Below are 17642 nucleotides of genomic sequence, written 5' to 3'. Positions count from 1 at the left end.
CTGTCCCCCCAACCACCACCACTTTCTTCCCTTTCAAGTCAAGGCTTTCCGGTGGTATAGGTTTCCAAGTGATGTCTTTGTTCGGTATTCCTGATAGATTTGACATTGCATTCCTCCTCTGCTCCGAACAAGTGAGCATAATATATTTTCTCTATAACACCAGCATACTTTATAACTCATTCTAATTCAAGTAATAATATGGTACTCGATAACCTGCCAAATTCTAACACTAAATGTCATTCCATTTTCTAATAAACCGCATTCTTTCAGTCTTAAGTCTTAAGCAGAATCTTTCTTTTAAAATGTTATGATCCTTCTTGCAATCTGACAAGGTACATTCATCCATATACCGCCACATAAATCCAAAGCCTTTTGTTGTACGTTTCCAATGCTTTGGACGATCTTTATAATTAGTAAAAACCATCCCAAATGACTGACTTTTGCCCGGCTCCTGCACACCCTGTACCAAACTCCTGACCTGCCTCCCCAAGATGTCATAGATCGTGAGCGTAACATCAGCCCTCTCAGGAAGATCATACTTCAACGTTGTGACTGGGTTGAGGGGGTTGGGGTAATTTTGGTGGAGACCATAAACGTTGGAAAGGATATTTTCCTCCTCAACTACTGCAAGGGGACTCACACTTTGAAAATCGCCTTTACCGATCCCCATATTTATACTCAGATATCTAATCTAAGGATAGATGCCTTAACCAACCTGCAATCGTTTTAAAGTAGCTAGGAGCAAATTCTCCCTCGATTTTAATATTATGATCTCCATTTGGGATCACCTTAATCACAAAATGCTTATTGTCTGCTTCGCGTAGATACTTCTCATATAAGGTAACGCTCCTCCCTACCGGAATCACAGTATCCGCACTGCCAAATATTGCCAATACAGGGCAATGAACTCGAGAAAGATAATCAGCTGGATCTACAGTCATGATGGCACGAATCTGGCTTCTACTGGCCGCCCATTGTTCCGGTGGCAAACCTTCCAACGCACTCAGAATCTTATCCACGTACAGGAATTCTGACCAGGATTCCTCCTTGGATGCATTAAATACCCTAATAGCTCCCTCCAATTCAGTGGCGGGGTCAAGAGGGTCGGGAGGATATACTAGATTTATCATTTCAGTCCAGGGACCAGAACCCAAGCGTGCCCCTTCATTCCGGTTTATCTCCTTGAAAGCAGGCTCCAACATTGCAACATCTACAATTAAGCGTTTCATAAGGACCGCTTTCGATATGTCATCCTCGGTGAAACCCGCCGCTCTACTTGACATTTCAACGCGGTAAACTTCTTGCTCAGGCACCGTAACTCCCGGGCCTGAAACAGGGATGATGAAAGCAACACTGTCATATTCGGCAGCTGCCATCTGACATATCCAGCCCCCCTGGCTGATACCCCACAGGCCGACGCCATCTGCGTTTATATCTACTCGTGATTGTAAATACTTCACAGCTGCGATTGCCTCTTGTGTCCTATATTCGAATGTCTCAAAATCACTGCTTCCTGTCGATTTTCCTGATCCGGGACTGTCATACCGCAGTACAGCAAACCCGGATTGAACAAATTGATCCGAGTGAGCTTTTTGATAGGGATTATCTCCGCTTCCCCGGTCAGAACCATGCAGGAGGATAATCACAGGATGTGGCCCTTCTGTGGGTGGTTTGGTAAGTAACCCAAAAAGTGTATCAGAACCAATTGTAAACGTAACCTCGACATCAGTAAATGATTCTTGGGCAGCATCTGAGGAAGCTCCAATACCATCACCTACAAAGAGTAATGCGTAGATCAGCAAAATGCCATTTCTTATCCATCCTCTGTAGTTATGATTGAAGCGTTTATCCATCTTATTAATCCTTCCTATTAGTGAATCCAGAAGACAAATTTCTTTCTCACATCAACAATTTAGAGTAAGGGGGTCAAGTCTGCCGTTGACTCATGTTGATCGAGCCGTCAATTCTTGAGCATGTTCCTCGATATTCTTGAGGCCTCTTCTCGCCATCACTCAGTAATAATTCCACGTATAACCCGGCATGTGGTGTCTGTTCGGTCTGGGCATTGTGCATTAACGGCTTAAACGTACCATCTTACCCCCGAAAAGGTCACTTTCCACAGGATCCTGCGGATAAGCGTCAAAATGGGGGTCTTGGAACAGATAGGTCAATAAAATCAACAGGTTAGTTTGGTCCGACCCCATTCCTAATATCGAAGCTGGATGTTCAGTACCTTTGCAGCTTCCATCACTTCAGGCATCTGCTTATCCAATGCAAGAGCCTCACCCTCGATGGAAAGGTGTTCAGAAACGCGATTCTCGAACAACGTCACATTGGTCCAAGATGCGTTCAGCGTCGACCACCAAGTAAACCCGAAGGCCCCCTCATCAAACAGCGATCGCGCAATGTTCTGGGTCACTTGCCGGTTCATGGTAGCGATCTGAGAAGGTTTTAGTTTATGGTTTGAGAGCTCTTTTGGATCATCGAAATCGATCAAAGGAACACTGTCGTCGAGGACCATATGAGCTAGAGCTCTCACGTTCTTGTCGGGATAAAGAAAAACCCGACTCGTCAAATGTGTTCCTCTGAATCCTTGTATAACCTCGGCTACGGCAGACACGCGTGATTTCGAGCAGTAAATGACCGCGCTTCGATCCGGCATATCGTGCCTTCCTGATCCCTGCCCATCCCGGGGAGGATGGAGATTCCGCATAACCGTAGATCCTTGGGAGGTACCATCCCACTTGAACACCCTGTAGAGATCCACTTCTATGCGTACGATCCGAGTTCCGTCTGCTCGATAGCCGAAAGAACTTCTGATACCCTCCCCTGGCTGAGAAGGTCAACTGGTCTCTGATGCGAAAGGTGCGCATTAATGCCTTCAAGCCAACTTCTGGCCGTTTCAGGCTCAAAAACCATCTGCAGCCGTTGCATCACTAGAACCAGGGCCGTGATCCGAAATTGGTTCTGTGTGTCCGGCACTTCCTTCTTGAGCCAGCGAGAAACACTGGATCGATCGACATTCAGAAAGTCAGCTACTGAACTTTGACTTCCAAGTTCACTAACAAGGAGACTTAGTTCAGCAGAGTTTAGACTCGTGATTAGTTCCTTGACCATGCCGTTTGCTTCCTCCTACTGGATTAGCTAAACACAAGGGTAATATAGTACAACCATATTTGTTGCACAACAATTATTGTTGCACAGACAATACGGTTTTCATAAGAACGATCAACACTAAACTACTCATTCGAGTAATTAGGATTGGGGTCACATCTTAACTATTGACCGTTCGTCTTTCGACGCTCCTCATTCTCTCTCGGAGCCGTTTATTTCTGGTTAACTTTGCACTCAAGGCATTACATCTTCTAGTGATGGCAGCGCCCGATATCCCGCCAAAAAACTGACCCAGGTCCTTGCACGTCATGCCGCTTTGGTCTCTCGAAATAAATATGGCAAAGTCTCGAGCACTATTTCTCTTGTGCCTTTTTTCCAGGATCCTTTCTTCACCACAATCGAATTCTCTGCTCCAAAGGAGCTCCTCCGGAGCAAACCGCCTGAAGAATTCCCTCAAGACCTGTCTTCGGCGCAATACTCCCCGGGATATTCTATCCGTAAGGGCCTCGCCGCAATCTTGTGCTTATCAGGGAAACTCCCTTTCTACGTCATCCAGCATTGAACGGCACATGGTCAGGGTCTCCTTTCTGTCCTCGGAATCCATGTGGCCGAAGCATTCCCGTATCATTTGGGGCATGGTCTCATGCATCATCTGCTTCATGTCACCGCTCTTCATAGAGTCCATACCCATGCCCATCATCATTTTTGGCATCATCTCCATCATATTCATCCCTTCCATCATCTTGGGCATCATCTTCGCCATCATCTCCTCTTTCTCTTCTTTGCTCATTTTATCCATCTTTTTGTCCATCATCTTATCCATTATTCCCATTTTCTTTTCCTCCTTTTGAGTTACTTATTTCGTGAATTCAACTCGTAAGTGCCTGCCTGTCGGCAGACAGGCAACTCAACAGCTTTGATAAACGCGTCCGCCAGCTGGCGGACACGTTTGCTTGCCCTTCTTACAAGGGCTCTGTCAGGGAACTTGGCGCTTCGGGTTACCCCTAACACCTCCCTCAAACTACCTGGGCGTACTGACAACTCCCAAGGTGGGACTTTAACCCACGGGTCATACGGTAATGCACGGCATACAGTCACATCCTAGTAGTCCGGCAAGAGATCCCTGAACTCTAGATAACCCATCGCCCCTAACCGGTGCACCCTGGGAATGCCAATTCTGATAGTCCAGCACCAATCCAGACAGCGCATCCACCATCTTTTACTATTTCATGCCAGAGGAAATTCGCCAGTTGACTAATACCCAGAGCTTCAGACATTCTAGCTTCGCGAGCGAATCCGCGGGTCATCTAACGCAACGTCAATATTCCTGTACGTGTGCAATGCCTTACGTTCATTCGCCGTAAGGACTTCCGCCTGTTCCCTGATTTCTTCTTGGTCTAATTCCTCCCAACAATTCATATCCTGCAGAACGTTGTAGGCTTTGCGAAACCGTCTGTGGTCAGCTTGCCGAATCGTGTCCGCAAAGGCCACCGGAAGAGGTTTTGGTTTATGCCTTACGTAAAGATTCAAGCCAAGTTCGCGCTTGAGCCGTGCCTTGCCCGCCTCTAATTGATCCTTCTGAAGCTGAGCTGATGTCCTGTCAGCTCTCTGAATCCGAGACCGAAGCTCACGGCGTGCTAGCTTTTGAGCTTTTACCGTTGCCTCATGATAGACCTCCGGTGAGGGTCGATAACCATCCCACATCATCAGGAGCTTGTTCAGCTCATCAAACCTATGAATCCGTTTCGTTTTGCGGTCCTTCCTTACCCAAAGGCAGACATCAACCCTGAATGCACCTTTTTCCGCAATCCCGACCACTAAAGGCATTACCGGGTGTTTTGACTGGAGATGGTTTGCCAAATGATCTACAACCATGTCAAGGGAATATGCCTCAGGATTTATGTCCAAGGCCTCACTGGTGAGCCCAATAGTGCCTCTCAGACCAGGCACCTTTATCCTGACGACGTCTGACGTACCTCTAAACGCTGACAGGCCTGGGTCACCGGAGCTCATCAATTCCCGGATACACGATTCAACCTGCCCTCGGGCTAAGACTTGTTCATCCTTCGGACCTCCCGCGTCAGTTCCCGATTCCCTATAGATTTCTTGAAGCACCTCATCATCTTCGATCTTATCCGAATGTGCCTGGATCTCAGCCAGTCCAGCTTCTATGACCGCTTTCCGCTCGCCCTCAAGAATGGTCCGTGCATAATTGAGAATGGGCTGCATAGGGCCTACGAAACGTTCAAAAAGGCCGCACCTCTCACGCAGTACGCGATAGACCCGGGTATCAACTGAGTTTCTCAAGTAGATATTCACAATCGGCAGAATGGGATGATCCTGCCCGAAACGATCAATACGACCTATACGCTGTTCCACTCGGGAAGGATTCCATGGCATGTCATAATTGATTAGTGCACCCGCAGCTTGAAGGTTTAAGCCTTCTGAAGCCGCATCATTACACAGAAGAACACGTATCTTTTTTTCGTCTAAAAGTTTGGTTATGGCAGACTTTTCAACTTTCTTCCATTGACTCCCATCCCAGATTTCTCCCCCACGACCGGAATAACAGGCCAGAGATTCATGATAAATGGGCCGCAGTTGCCTTCGAAGATAATCCATGGTATCCAGGTATGATGTGAAGACAAGAACGGACCGCCCATCGGCGATTATTTTCCGGATTTGATCGCGAAAGAAATCCCGTTTGGAATCAGTGTCGCCCAGATCCTGAAGCTGACGAATTAGAGGTTCGATCTGTTGCTTTTCCTGACGTGCCTCGTCCGCAGTATCAGGTAAAGCCGGATCGACTTCTTCTTCCCGTCCCGCATCTCCCCAGTCCCTGTCATCCGGCTTCTCGTCCTCTTCAAGTTCACGAACCAGAGACTGACGTCTGATGACGCGGTCTAACCGGGCTATCCGTTTCCTGAAGCTCTCAGCTAGCGCAGACGGCGAACTGGACATTCGTCGGCGATAGGTCGTCATAACGAACCCTTTTCCTGGCTTCTGAGCTTCGAGATTCTCATAACGTTCATCAATATAACGCTTGATATGTTGGTAGATCGCGCGTTCACCGCTGCCACGGGCATAGTCGTACTCAAGATCATCGACTTTCCTTTCGGGTGGAGGCTTTTCAATCAACCCTGCTTCATAATAACGACGTAGAGTATCTCGGTTATTCCGATGTACGAACTTTCTTAATGGGGAATTGGACTCCAGCCACTTTCTGTTTGCCTCCCTTATACTTGACACGCCGCTACGCAAGAGCCTGCTAATCTCATCCATGGCGGGATGGTCCGATAAACGATTGAGCGGATGAGGAAGAAGAGGACTTACTTTTTTCATTAACCGCGCAATTCTACGAGCTTGACCGTTACCTAATCCTCTCGTCCTTAGTGTCCGGATCGCATCATAAAAATCCTCGATAAGCTTGAATCCACTGGCCCAGTAGCCCCCAAGACCGAGTACACAAAGAAGATCCCAGGGCTCCCAGGGGTCCAGTTGCATCGGAGTGGCGCTCAGCAGAATTGTGGAGCGTGCCTGTCGGGATAGCTGAAAATCCCGGAGGAGGGTGAGAAGGAGGTTGCCAGTGTTGAATCCACCTTTGTCCCGCTCAGCTCTCCGAGAGGCATGGGCTTCATCCATGAGCACCAGATCCCACACCGGGCCATTCAGGATATAGGATTTCGTTCGATCTTTCCGCGCCATCTCCCGACTCATCATAAGAATGGGCTGCTCAAGAGCTTCTGCGATACCTACCCTGGCCTTACTACCATCAGGTTGAACCAGTTCATCGCCTTTCAAAAAGGGAACCATCATTCCCCCCTTTTCCCGGAACTCCTCTTGCCACTGTTTCACCAGACCGGCTGGTACCAGGATCAACACATGTCCTACGCCCCTCCCAGCCATCAGCCGACGGATGATCATAATCGCTTCGATGGTTTTCCCCATTCCTACTTCATCGCAAAGGAGTCTTCCTTCAGGCCAGGCCTCCACCGTTTCATCCACCACTCTGCGCTGGTGAGGCCAAAGATCGATTGGTACCAGAGCATCTGCTGCCAAACCGTTCCCATTCGAAAAATAAGGCGCGTGGGCAACAAACATCCATTTCATGGCCAGGCGAGGCAAATCCAGATTTTTCTTCATGGGTTCGGTGATAGGAGGTTCGTCTGGAAGGAGTTTCAGCAACCGTTGTCTTAATCCCGTTGGAAGATCCACAACCGCGACAGACGGATGTTTTCCCCTCCAGATCCGATCAAACTCGGTCCGATAGTGAGCCACTGCGTCTTCATCCAACCAGGAGACTGAGATCTCAAACTGCTCGTAGTTCTGACTCAGCGCCTGCGCTGTCTCGTTGCCGCTTCCACGATAGAGTAGTATGTCACCAGCAGGATCAGTTACATAACCGTACTTGGCGTGGTTGATCCCGCCAGTATATCGCATGATACCCACTTTGATTTCGAGCATACCTTTGCTCAGCATCCACGCCAACATTGCCAATCGATCTTTCTCCAAGGCCTCTCTAGGTGTTTTGAACCTCTTAAGAAGCGTTTTTTCGAGAGCAGTGAGGTCACCCTTCTTCTCCAACACTTGAGCATCTGCCGCGCTCATTTGCTCATTGACCAGCAGGCGAATGGTAGGTTTCTGGATTGTATCACCTTGCATTAGCAGGTTCCGAGTAAGTGCAGCAAATCCTCTGGCCGCCGCGGCCAATACAGAGGATGAGAAATAGGCGCAGCAGCGATCGTAACGGACAGCAGATTTTAGGGCGGGAATATAGAGATCCGATAATACGCGGGGATCAGGACCCTCAATAAAGCGGGGCCAGCTCTGATCGCGCAGGCCGGGAATCGGCTCGTCGCTTACACCCCAGGCCTTTGTGATTGATGCATCAGGTTCCGCGTAAGATCTACGTTTGGTCATTGCACCTTTGCCAGAAGCCCGATGCCCATCAGACCTCCAACCTAATCTGCTCTACTTCCTTGGGCTCTTTCCACTCAGGGGGTTCCAGATCAAAAACTGGTTTCAAAATGCTATGCCAGGCCCGGAACTCGGGGAATTTCTCAGCCGCAGTTTGTTTGCCTTTCTTGCCAGGAAAACGCACCGCTGGTGGAGCCGCCTTTACCAACGCTTCAATAAGACGGGCTACTGCGGAATCTTTCCCCCACCCCATATGTAGTGCCATGGACTTGCACGAACCAATCCCGCCTCCGGTTTCTCCGCCGGATTCTTGAAAGCGAAGGACCAAAGCGTGAGCCATATCGATGGCATATTCAAACATTTCATCGTCAGCGTGTATCTTCCGGCCACTACCCCGACCACGACGGCGAGCTTCACCGATAAGGCTTAGTTGCTCTTCATAAGTGACCGGGTTGCTTCGGCGGCGTTCCTGAGCCGAAAGCATTATCACGTTGTCCGATTTCTTCTTGGTCAATCCAAGATCATACAGGCGATCAACATCCATCCCTACAGCATTACCCAAAAGTTTGGCCTCATTGAATCGAAACTCACCAGCCTGCAGTACATCCCAACAGAGGAGGCAAAACTGAGATGGTGGGTCCACACCGGTTAGGCCCCTTTCTGCGAGCTTCTTCAACCGCCAGTCAGAAACAGCCTCAGCCGCGAGATCAATGGCCCTGTCGACACCAATAGGTCCTTCTTCAGGATCCCTTACTTCGTCATATCGGGAGTATACCTCCATGGCGGGTCCAAATGTACCCACCAACTGATCCACAGGATTCAATCCCTGTTTCTCAAGCCTGTTGGCGGCGCTGCGGACCCTTTCCCGGATTTCTTGCTTGAAATCCTCATCAAACCAAGCCCTGCCTGCCCCAGGTTCTCGCTTGCGCGCTACCAGGATAACCGTACTCTGGGCAGCATTCTTCTTGGCCTGATGCAATGAATGTTCGCTTTCGGTTTTGATCGGCCAGGTAGCCGTAATTGTGAACCCAGCTGAGACAATAGATTCAAATAGGGCTTCCCAGGCTTCCTGAGCTTTATGGGTGAACATCACGGTCAGGACCCCGTCATCCCTTAGTACCCTCCTGGCTTCAAGAAAGATATCCGTCATTTTTTGTTGATAGAATTGCTGTGCTTCTTTGTAGCCCTCACTCGCTGACTTGCCGTTTCTTCGGAACCGTGAAGTGTTCGTCACCGCTTCTTCTGCGTAATCACAGAGATACGTCGAAAACCATTCGGGACGCCGGTGCCCCTGTGTTCGTTTGAGCCACACGTAGAAAAAATCCGCCAGCTCAGCATATTGAACGTTGCCTTGATATGGGGGATCGATAACGACAGCTGTGATAGATTTACCTTCAAACGAAGACAAGTTAGTAGCTGATCCAGAATACACTAGTGGATTTTGGCTATCTCTTTTGAAGCGAGGCAGCGTCGCCAGTTTTTCATAGGAATCAAGCATCTGATCGATTGCCCAAGCTAGACCCACACCCTCGATTGTGATGGCCATCTCAGTGTACGTTGCCTTGAAAGAATAGTCATGACGGTCAAAAACGCTCCGAATTACCTGACGTGGAGCATGCCATGAGGCCAAAATGCAATTGTAGTTGAGAAGCTTGTCGAGGGCAAACGCCAGTAAGTGCTCGATGACATCTGCTTGTTTCTGACCCTCATTTGATACAATTTCCGGTTTCAGTTTGCGTAGCTCTTGAACAAGGACTCCAGCAGCCAACAATTGGCGAGGGGAGAATAGGTCGGCCCACTTTGGCATACCGTATACCCTCGGTCGGGGATCTGTGGTAATCGCTGGATATTCTTCCGTTGGAATCACATTCTCCCGTTCCCATTCAGGTCTCACGCGGTTCAGCTCCTCTTCAGCGGCTTTCAACGCGTTAAGATCATCCTTTGTTGGGTTGCGGAAAGTGAGACCCTTTGGTGTCTTTACAGCCACGGCATACAGCCAGCTTCTCAGGTGACCCAGTTGGGCGTGAGACTTGATATATTGTGAGGATATGGATGCGTCTTTGTCAAAAAGGCTATGACCTTTCCCTCCGTAATATGTGGGATCAGGAATTCCGTCGTGGGCAGGACGGATTTCAATTTCCCAATGTCCTGTTTGCTTGTCGATGTTGACTGGCATTGCTACGACATGTTTCTGGAGTTTGTTTTTGGGTTTCAAAAGGTGCCAATCGGGTACGAGTGGCGTAGGATGACCCGTATCAGGGCAGGGAACAGTACGGGCGAAGATAAATGCGTGAACAAGTGTACCCTTCTCTTCGTGAGCATATATACCCAACATCCTCTTGCTCACTCTCTTTTCCCATTCTTTTCCCCAATCCCTGACCTTAATAACTAGGTCTGAATCGAATTGAAATGGGTACACTACTGTAGCTTCAAGAACAGAGCAGGCTACGGGGTTGAGTTCACCCGCGATCGCGCCGATTCCCAGCCTGGCAGCCTCAAGTGGTATGGAACCACCACCAGCCATGGGATCCATAACTATTGGAAGCTCATCCCAAAGGTCATTCATGACATCGAGGGCAAGCTGGATCGAATCAGGGGAGATTTGATTTGAAAATGCTCTTCCACAACCGAAACCTCCTTTCACTCTCTTTCCCATATCCATTAAGTCTCTGATCTGGATCAAATCTTCACTAGGCTTGCCGAATCCCAGCAATCTTTCAAATCTGGCATGATCAAAGTCCGCCGGCAGCAGTGATCCCAGGACAGCTGCCCGGCTAGCCACCAGGGGCCGTCGGGCCCACCAGACGTGAAGATAGGTATGGGGTGCCAGAGCACTAGAACTGCCTCGCTCACGCATACACTCGATCCCAATAGCACGGGCCGGGAGCCATTCCTCGATGAGAAGGCGGGGACGGCTCACGGAGCATTCCTCCAGGCACCTTTCGGGCCGTAATCGCGCGAATCAATACAGGCAGAATAAGCGGCGCGATCAATTTGAATCCAGTCAGTATGATTGATGCCTCTCCGGTTATCGTAAGTAGGGCTGACGGGGTAGGCACAGGCAATCTTGATCCGACGGTCCTGGTCGATAGAGATGGTTCGAACCTCATCCACCACTTCCGACAGATCCTGATCCTGACTGAAAACCAAGGCTACATCATATTCCTTTCTGTGAGCCATCCTCACGACATCCAGAGCAATGCGAACATCAATGCCCTTTTCTTCACCCACGAGCATGATATGTTGGGTCCCATCAGGTAGCTCGACGGTCTGGTTCCGATAACGCTGGGGTCTAGAAAATATTTGAATCTGCCGACCCATGACGGCTAACTTGTTTGCCCAAAACTCGTGCCAGAAGACCTTGTCACTCCGATCTGGAATACCGGTGTAGAACTTTACGGTTTCCAATTACCACTTCTGCAACTGGCAGATTCTGCTGGCTAACCTATACGCATCATAATTAGGATGGGTATAGCCAAACGCTTCCTTTGCAGCGTGATGACGATTCTGCCCATCAATATAGGCAACCGTTCGTTTAACCTCAGGTTCTGGCGGCATCAGAAGAGAGGAGGATTAAAACAAAACCCCGTCCGAGTCCCAAAGTTTCGGGAAAGTCGAGCGGGGAGCAATTTCTAAAGAAACTTAAAAGACTTTTTCGAGATTTCCACACTTTTTATTGCAACATAAGTGTTTGTTCCAAAACCTCTTCGCGCTCACGAAAAAGATCCATCGCACACCATTATTCGACGGCTTCTGTCAAGATTCGTAGCGCCCGTACCGAGCGTGAATTCTCTGCTCTCGTCAGGACTCCTAACCACCATGTTGCTTCCGAACCATCAGCTTGTACAAAGTGCTCAGCTGCCTTAAGCATCTTCTCCGGATAGCGCAAACCTGACGTAATTATCGCGTAGCATGCAAAGCGCGATCCCCAGTTTTCATCCAGAGGAATAAAAGGGCCCGGCGCCAGTTTTCTTGAGCCGTTGACAGCAAGGTTTCCTTTGGCCAGAAGGAGTCGACCTGTGGAGAAGGCTGAGGGCGACAGTGCAGCTATACGATGAAGATGATCTTGTCCGTTTGTCCCAGAGCTGCGGCGATAGACGATGCCTGCCAGTCCCTCATTCCGCCGGGTGACTCTCAACGCAAACGGTGCCTCACGGATATTCACGCCTGCTTTTCCTGTTTCTAATGAAGCTGCTTTCCTGACTTCCTACTTTGTCGGGGCGAACCTAAACTCCACCTCAATCAGATCGTCGGCTTGGCCATGTGCCTGCTGAAGGGGACCTTCCATGTTTGACCGTCCCTTTTGTCCATCGTTACTCCGGAAATCGAGTTCCAGTTTCGCCTCGAAATCATACTCGGGTCTTAAGTTTCGAGCAAACCCCGCGGCCTTTTGCAGCGGCTTCAAGGCATGTTCAGGCTTGATCCTCTCGAGAGAGAAGTTCAAGAAACCGCCATCTTTCAAATCTCCGGACATGTTGATAGTGAGGCGGACTGTCCGAGCCGAGAGAGGCTGGGCCACAGAAGGAAGACGGCTCATAGCTTCAACGTCGTTGGTCTTCAAAATTCCCTCTAACAGCTCCCGTTCTTGAGCTGTTTTTTGTGCCTGCTCCCAGTTGTCAATATCAACGGGAAAATCAAGTGGTGCTGGCGGTGGTGGTGGCTCTGATACAACATCACCCTTCTTCACATCATCTACATGGAGCCAATCACTGGCACAAGATGCCGAAGATGACGCCACGAATGTCTGTTCATCGAGAGGAAAACTAGTCAGCAGATCTTCTCTTCGTTGACGCTGTCCTTCGTCGCCGATGATACACCCCTTGTCATCGTAGACCCGGCCGTCACTTGTGCGTAGCAGAAGACTCCCTTGAAGGACAGCTTTTTCAGTCCCTTTACGGATTGGTTCCGTATCAACGATGAGCTTGAGGCTGGAGGACCTGTAAGCCTGATCCAAGACGTCAGCGCAGGATACTGCTCCCTTATACTGAGTGCTGGGAGTGGCAGCGGGGACAAGCTTTTCCACCACAACCAAAGGATCCAGCGCTCCCGTCGACTTGAGCGCTAACCCCTTTTCATTCAGGTAATCCATGATCTTTCCCTGGCCTCCAGTGCCCCTGAAGAGAGTCTCATCCTTTGCTACAAGGTATTTCTCATCGAGCGATCTTGGTTCAGAATTGTAAAGGAAAATCTGATTGAAGCCTCGAACGGCAGAGATCTTATGGATCCTCTCCAGCTTAGGCAAAATACCGTTTATCTGCTTCTTGATTTGTGGGTCTTTGCGTTCTTTTCTGATCCTTGAGGCTATAAGATAGCGACGGGCATTATCCACTGCCTGTTTAAGGAGGCCGGGTTCGGGAGCCACAGCGATGATTGCATTGCGGTAAGCCCTGGGTTGAGTCTCACCATTTTCTTTGCGCGAGAGATTGACAATATCTCTAGCTTTTTCCACGGAATCGCAGAGGGACAGAGACAATGCCTTTTGCTCATCCCGGACATCGGCGGGAGTTTCTGGCCATCGTTTTAGTGAGAAAGATGCCCCCCGGAAATAACCCTCAACAATCGCATGGATATTCTGTACCGCTTCAGTTTCAGGAACCATGTTCGAAGCGATACCCTCTTCAATCAATTTGTTGACATTCGCTTCTGTCTTGAATTGGAACGCGTCTTTGGCGAGAGCTGGATATGTATACCAGCAGATGCCGAGCAGACGATCTAGCGCTTCACCAGGTTCGTGGCCAGCATTTTCAGGTCCAATACATATCTGTGTGACTTCTTCCCTCCGCAGATATGATGTATCTGTCAGTGGAAGACTTTCCAGCAGAAGGGCCGAGGCAACTCGAGTATGCATATCAGTATTGTACTCTTTGTCCAGATCCCTTGCATGATGACCGATATCCTCATCGGCAGCACCTGAAAACTCCTGCCGGTCTAACCGACTGAGAAGTTCGCCCTGGATGTCCGCATCGTTCCAATTCATATCAGCAGCAGAGATAATAGGGACGTCCAGCTTTCGTGACCAGACATCACGAACAATGCGTGCGAAAAGCCGGAGTGCCCCCCGGCTACGCTGATAGTTTGGCAGGGGTCCTAACCGATTCTGCGCTGTCTCCATAAGCCGGGGATGGAAGGGGAAGTTATCTTTGATTGCCTTCTTGTATTCTTTGTCCAAGACCTCCTTCGGCACTGCTTCGTCAGTCTCCGACACAATGCGCTGATAAATCTCTTGATATACATCGGCAACAGCCCCGGCTTTCGATCGATCGATATCCTCAAATAGCCGACGACTAATGATTTGAGCAGCCTCTCTGCCGATGGGCTCATAGTCTGACACCTTTCGGCTTAGATCCTCGTCCAGTCTCCTGATCTGAGATTCAATCGCTTTTGCTTCCTCATCATAGGCAAGCTGGGCAGCTGGATCCGTAATCACCAGTACTGCCTGTTTTCGATTAGTAATCTCCGTCAGGAGTTTTCTTATGAACACCTGCAAGGAATTTCGCCCACGGTCATCAAGTGCCTTCATATAGACGACGATCTCATCGATAAGCACTAGAACGGGGTCAGTACCCAACATTTCCGATATTACCTGATTATCGGGTACGGAGTGAGGATGATCTTCAGCGGCAACCAGATCATACACGGATTTCCCACCAATCTGATAGGCAAGCTCTCCCCAGAAACTATGAGTGAGGACATCCTTATGCGTTGTCTTCTCTGCTCCGAGCTTCTCTGCATCAATCGCGGCAACCGTGATTTTCTTGGGTCTGCCTGACACCGGAAGGAGTTCAATCCCCATATTTCTATCTGCAATATTTTTTCCTAAGTGCCACAGGACCATGAGGGCGTGGCTCTTCCCACCGCCAAAACCTGTGGAGAGTCGGAGGGCCAGGCCTGATTCCGGTTTGGCAAGGGTGGAAAATACGTGATGAGTAATCTTTTTCAGCGTACTCGTCGGAAAAGTGTTCTCAAAAAAGGTCCTGCCATCACTATATATCTTCGCCCTTGATGTGCCTTGGACCACGGCGCCGAAATCCGCACCAAACATTGCGTCGGTGAGGGTACCCTTAAGTACTTCTGTCCTTGGCTTACAGCCATCCAGCACGGAGGTAATTGTACTCATCAGTGGTTACTTCCCTATCTTTCTGGGAAATTTAGAGGAAATATTACCATCATATTCTAACATGTTTTGAGCACAACTAAAATTATCTTCTGCGTCAGTTCCTCCTTCTTGGCAAACCCTGATGATCATAAATAAATCCCTCGCCTCTTCCCCGATATGGTTAGTAAAAATGCCCTTTCGTGACCTTCACTAAAGAAAAAGCCCTCTGTGGCGCCGCACGGGCTTGGGTGGAGAATCAGGCGGCGGCAGCTCTTTCCCCTAGATTCTGTGAGTTCGACGAAATGGCAACGCGTGAAAGAAGGATCAACCTCTTTCGGGAGAAGCGTACGGCTGCAGAATTGAGTCATCCTTCAGTTCTTTGCGCGGGAAAAAGTCTAGGTATTGAAGGTATTCCTTTCCATGCTGTTTCAAAGGTGGCGTACCTCATGATAATGTTAGAAACGGCCACCGTCAGGACATCGAACGGTGGTGAATGGATAGCTACCTTGTTTTCTCTTGAGACTGAACCGGAATCGTGATACATTTTTGTGTCAACCAATCTTGTTGAACAGGTAACCAATTATGGCCGAGGCAAGTAAACTTACGTTAGGAGAGCTCTTAGAAATTAATATCAGGAAGGTCAACCAAGTCAGACGCGTTGAGATTCTATACCATGTAGGCGAGGTATACACAATTGGCAAGCGCCTTATCAAGGGAGCTGAACGTAAGGGTTGGACTGTGTCTTCCAGGACAGAAGAAATAGTGGACGGGATAGAGAAATGGGCGTCTGAGTATGGAATTGAGATCGAGGATAAAACGGTGTCCGGAATCATTAGCTACAAGTTTAGATTCAAGAATGATGCCCACATTCAGGCACAGACGCCCTCTGCGAGTGGAGCCTCCTCTCCTGCAAAAAGACGAGAGAGAGCCTTACAGCGTGATGCCAAGATTTTTGACAGGTATGACGAACTGACGAAAGTCGACAAGATATCACCCGGTAAGGCCATAGATATACTTTCGGATGAATTCCACTTATCCCCTCTCACTATTAAGAAGAAAATCATATACAGCACCAAACGGCTGACTGAAGTCAAGCAATATCTGGAAAAGGGTAACCCTAAGTTGCAAAAAGGGTAACTCTTAGTTCCACCTCTATTCCCTCATCTCATAATTCTTCTCAAATTCCTCCTCGGAAATAGGAGAAATCAAATGAATAAACATCTCACGCAGCGCCACCACCGGATTATACGTTCTCCCAATTGTGTTGACCATCGCTGAATATGAAAACTGCAGAACGTTAGGCTTTATGTACACAGAAACATACGTAAGTTGCGCGATATCACGAACATACGTGGGAACAGAATATGGAAGAAGACGTATATTATGACAAAATAATGGAAGAGAATGGAAGAAGGAGAAAGAAAATGAAGCCTGAAAACCTCGCTGAGCTAATACATATTTTTATGGCAGATCCCGATATCTCCCCGACGCGAAAGTCAATGACAAAAACAGCGGTTCGATACGCTGTCAAAACTGCTGGTTTGGAAGGCCCTCAAGAAATCTCGGTTTCTGCTATCTCGCGCTCTCTGAAGGATCTGAAACGGTACCTGGCGACCAACTGCCATTACCTTTCCCAAAACACAAGACGAAATTATTGCTCATTCTTCAGCCGTTTGGAAAAATGGGCTCTCGAGAAGAACCTCATTCCATTCAAAATCCTGACAGATCTCCTGCCCGAGTGGATTCCCGTCTCAGCTCCCATCCAGAACGCAACGTCCGGAAGAAAAGGCTGGCGAGATGCGATCCGCAAGCTTGGCTTTTGGTCATCGAGTTTTGGACTGACGCCGGCTCAGTTGACTCCCTCCCACCTTATGGACTATCAGAACTACCTGCGGGAGGAAAGCGGTGTGAAAGCTTGGCGGCAGATATACAACAGGGGGAATCATGAGTGGAAACTTCATATTGAGAATGGTTCTCTGCCCAATCTATTTTGGCCGCCCCTCCCTAAAGCAACGCGCTCTCCTTATGGACTTAAGCTTGAAAAATGGCCTGAGCAGATGCAAAAGAAATATAAGCACTATCGAGACTGGTGTACTGCCTCTTTCGTAACAAATCGCGATCGGAAATATCGCCAGAAAAATGTTAGTGCCGATCAGAATTTATCAACTGTTGAACGAATCGCAGGGTTCGTCCATAATATTCTAAGAATTCCTATTGAGGATCTTACAATCGATATTTTCTTCCAGGAAGAGATTATCACTAAGTACTTCAATTGGATGGTTGAGACAAGACTCCAAGGAGTTACTGTTACACTGGAACGAATCGCAGCAATGCTTTTAGGAATGGCCCGCGGCCACTTTCAAAGACTGGACGCCGAAGAATGGCTCGTTCGACTGAAACAACAAGTCGAAAACGCTCCAGTCAGGGACAAATTTCGGTTACTTCAACCGATAAGGGAGCTAACTCGAGTTCCAGATGCCATACGTGACCGGCGATTGAAAGAGCTTGAGAGAGC

The 17642-nt window shown here is 48.8% G+C and carries 13 protein-coding genes; 3 read left to right on the top strand and 10 right to left on the bottom strand.

From position 1 onward, the window contains the following. Positions 1-229: 229 nt before the first annotated feature. The 10 genes from V3U24_03715 to V3U24_03670 all read right to left on the bottom strand — a co-directional run bounded on the left by V3U24_03715 (position 230) and on the right by V3U24_03670 (position 15148). Positions 230-670 (bottom strand): hypothetical protein, encoded by a 441-nt coding sequence (locus tag V3U24_03715; GenBank protein ID MEE9166557.1) that lies wholly within the window; start codon positions 668-670, stop codon positions 230-232. 16 nt (positions 671-686) lie between these two features. Next, positions 687-1853, bottom strand: coding sequence for an alpha/beta fold hydrolase (locus V3U24_03710; protein MEE9166556.1), 1167 nt, complete (start codon positions 1851-1853; stop codon positions 687-689). Between the two features lie 353 nt (positions 1854-2206). Next, positions 2207-2713 (bottom strand): RES family NAD+ phosphorylase, encoded by a 507-nt coding sequence (locus V3U24_03705; protein MEE9166555.1) that lies wholly within the window; start codon positions 2711-2713, stop codon positions 2207-2209. A gap of 56 nt (positions 2714-2769) precedes the next feature. Next, complete coding sequence (locus tag V3U24_03700) at positions 2770-3117, bottom strand: hypothetical protein (protein ID MEE9166554.1); 348 nt, start codon at positions 3115-3117, stop codon at positions 2770-2772. 523 nt (positions 3118-3640) lie between these two features. Next, positions 3641-3946 carry a hypothetical protein gene (locus V3U24_03695; GenBank protein MEE9166553.1) on the bottom strand — a complete coding sequence of 102 codons (306 nt, stop codon included), beginning with the start codon at positions 3944-3946 and terminating at the stop codon, positions 3641-3643. A gap of 446 nt (positions 3947-4392) precedes the next feature. Beyond that, on the bottom strand, positions 4393-8034 hold the full coding sequence (locus V3U24_03690) for a helicase-related protein (GenBank protein MEE9166552.1): 3642 nt from the start codon (positions 8032-8034) through the stop codon (positions 4393-4395). A gap of 28 nt (positions 8035-8062) precedes the next feature. Continuing rightward, complete coding sequence (locus V3U24_03685) at positions 8063-10951, bottom strand: DUF1156 domain-containing protein (protein ID MEE9166551.1); 2889 nt, start codon at positions 10949-10951, stop codon at positions 8063-8065. Next, positions 10948-11439, bottom strand: a complete 492-nt coding sequence (locus V3U24_03680; GenBank protein MEE9166550.1) for an NYN domain-containing protein — start codon at positions 11437-11439, stop codon at positions 10948-10950. The genes V3U24_03685 and V3U24_03680 overlap by 4 nt, the downstream gene beginning before the upstream one ends. Positions 11440-11770: 331 nt before the next feature. Beyond that, positions 11771-12196, bottom strand: a complete 426-nt coding sequence (locus tag V3U24_03675; GenBank protein MEE9166549.1) for a hypothetical protein — start codon at positions 12194-12196, stop codon at positions 11771-11773. Between the two features lie 42 nt (positions 12197-12238). Continuing rightward, complete coding sequence (locus V3U24_03670) at positions 12239-15148, bottom strand: DUF499 domain-containing protein (protein MEE9166548.1); 2910 nt, start codon at positions 15146-15148, stop codon at positions 12239-12241. A 179-nt stretch (positions 15149-15327) separates the two neighbouring features. Between V3U24_03670 and V3U24_03665 the strand changes: the two genes are divergently transcribed. The 3 genes from V3U24_03665 to V3U24_03655 form a co-directional block, all read left to right on the top strand. Further along, complete coding sequence (locus V3U24_03665; GenBank protein ID MEE9166547.1) at positions 15328-15666, top strand: hypothetical protein; 339 nt, start codon at positions 15328-15330, stop codon at positions 15664-15666. A 43-nt stretch (positions 15667-15709) separates the two neighbouring features. After that, positions 15710-16264, top strand: a complete 555-nt coding sequence (locus tag V3U24_03660) for a hypothetical protein (protein MEE9166546.1) — start codon at positions 15710-15712, stop codon at positions 16262-16264. A 227-nt stretch (positions 16265-16491) separates the two neighbouring features. Continuing rightward, positions 16492-17642: hypothetical protein (locus V3U24_03655; GenBank protein MEE9166545.1), on the top strand; the 1151-nt coding region annotated here is incomplete at its 3' end.

Source organism: Candidatus Neomarinimicrobiota bacterium (genome assembly GCA_036476315.1).
Lineage (GTDB): Bacteria > Fidelibacterota > Marinisomatia > Marinisomatales > S15-B10 > JAZGBI01.
This window is presented reverse-complemented; position numbering and strand designations above follow the sequence as displayed.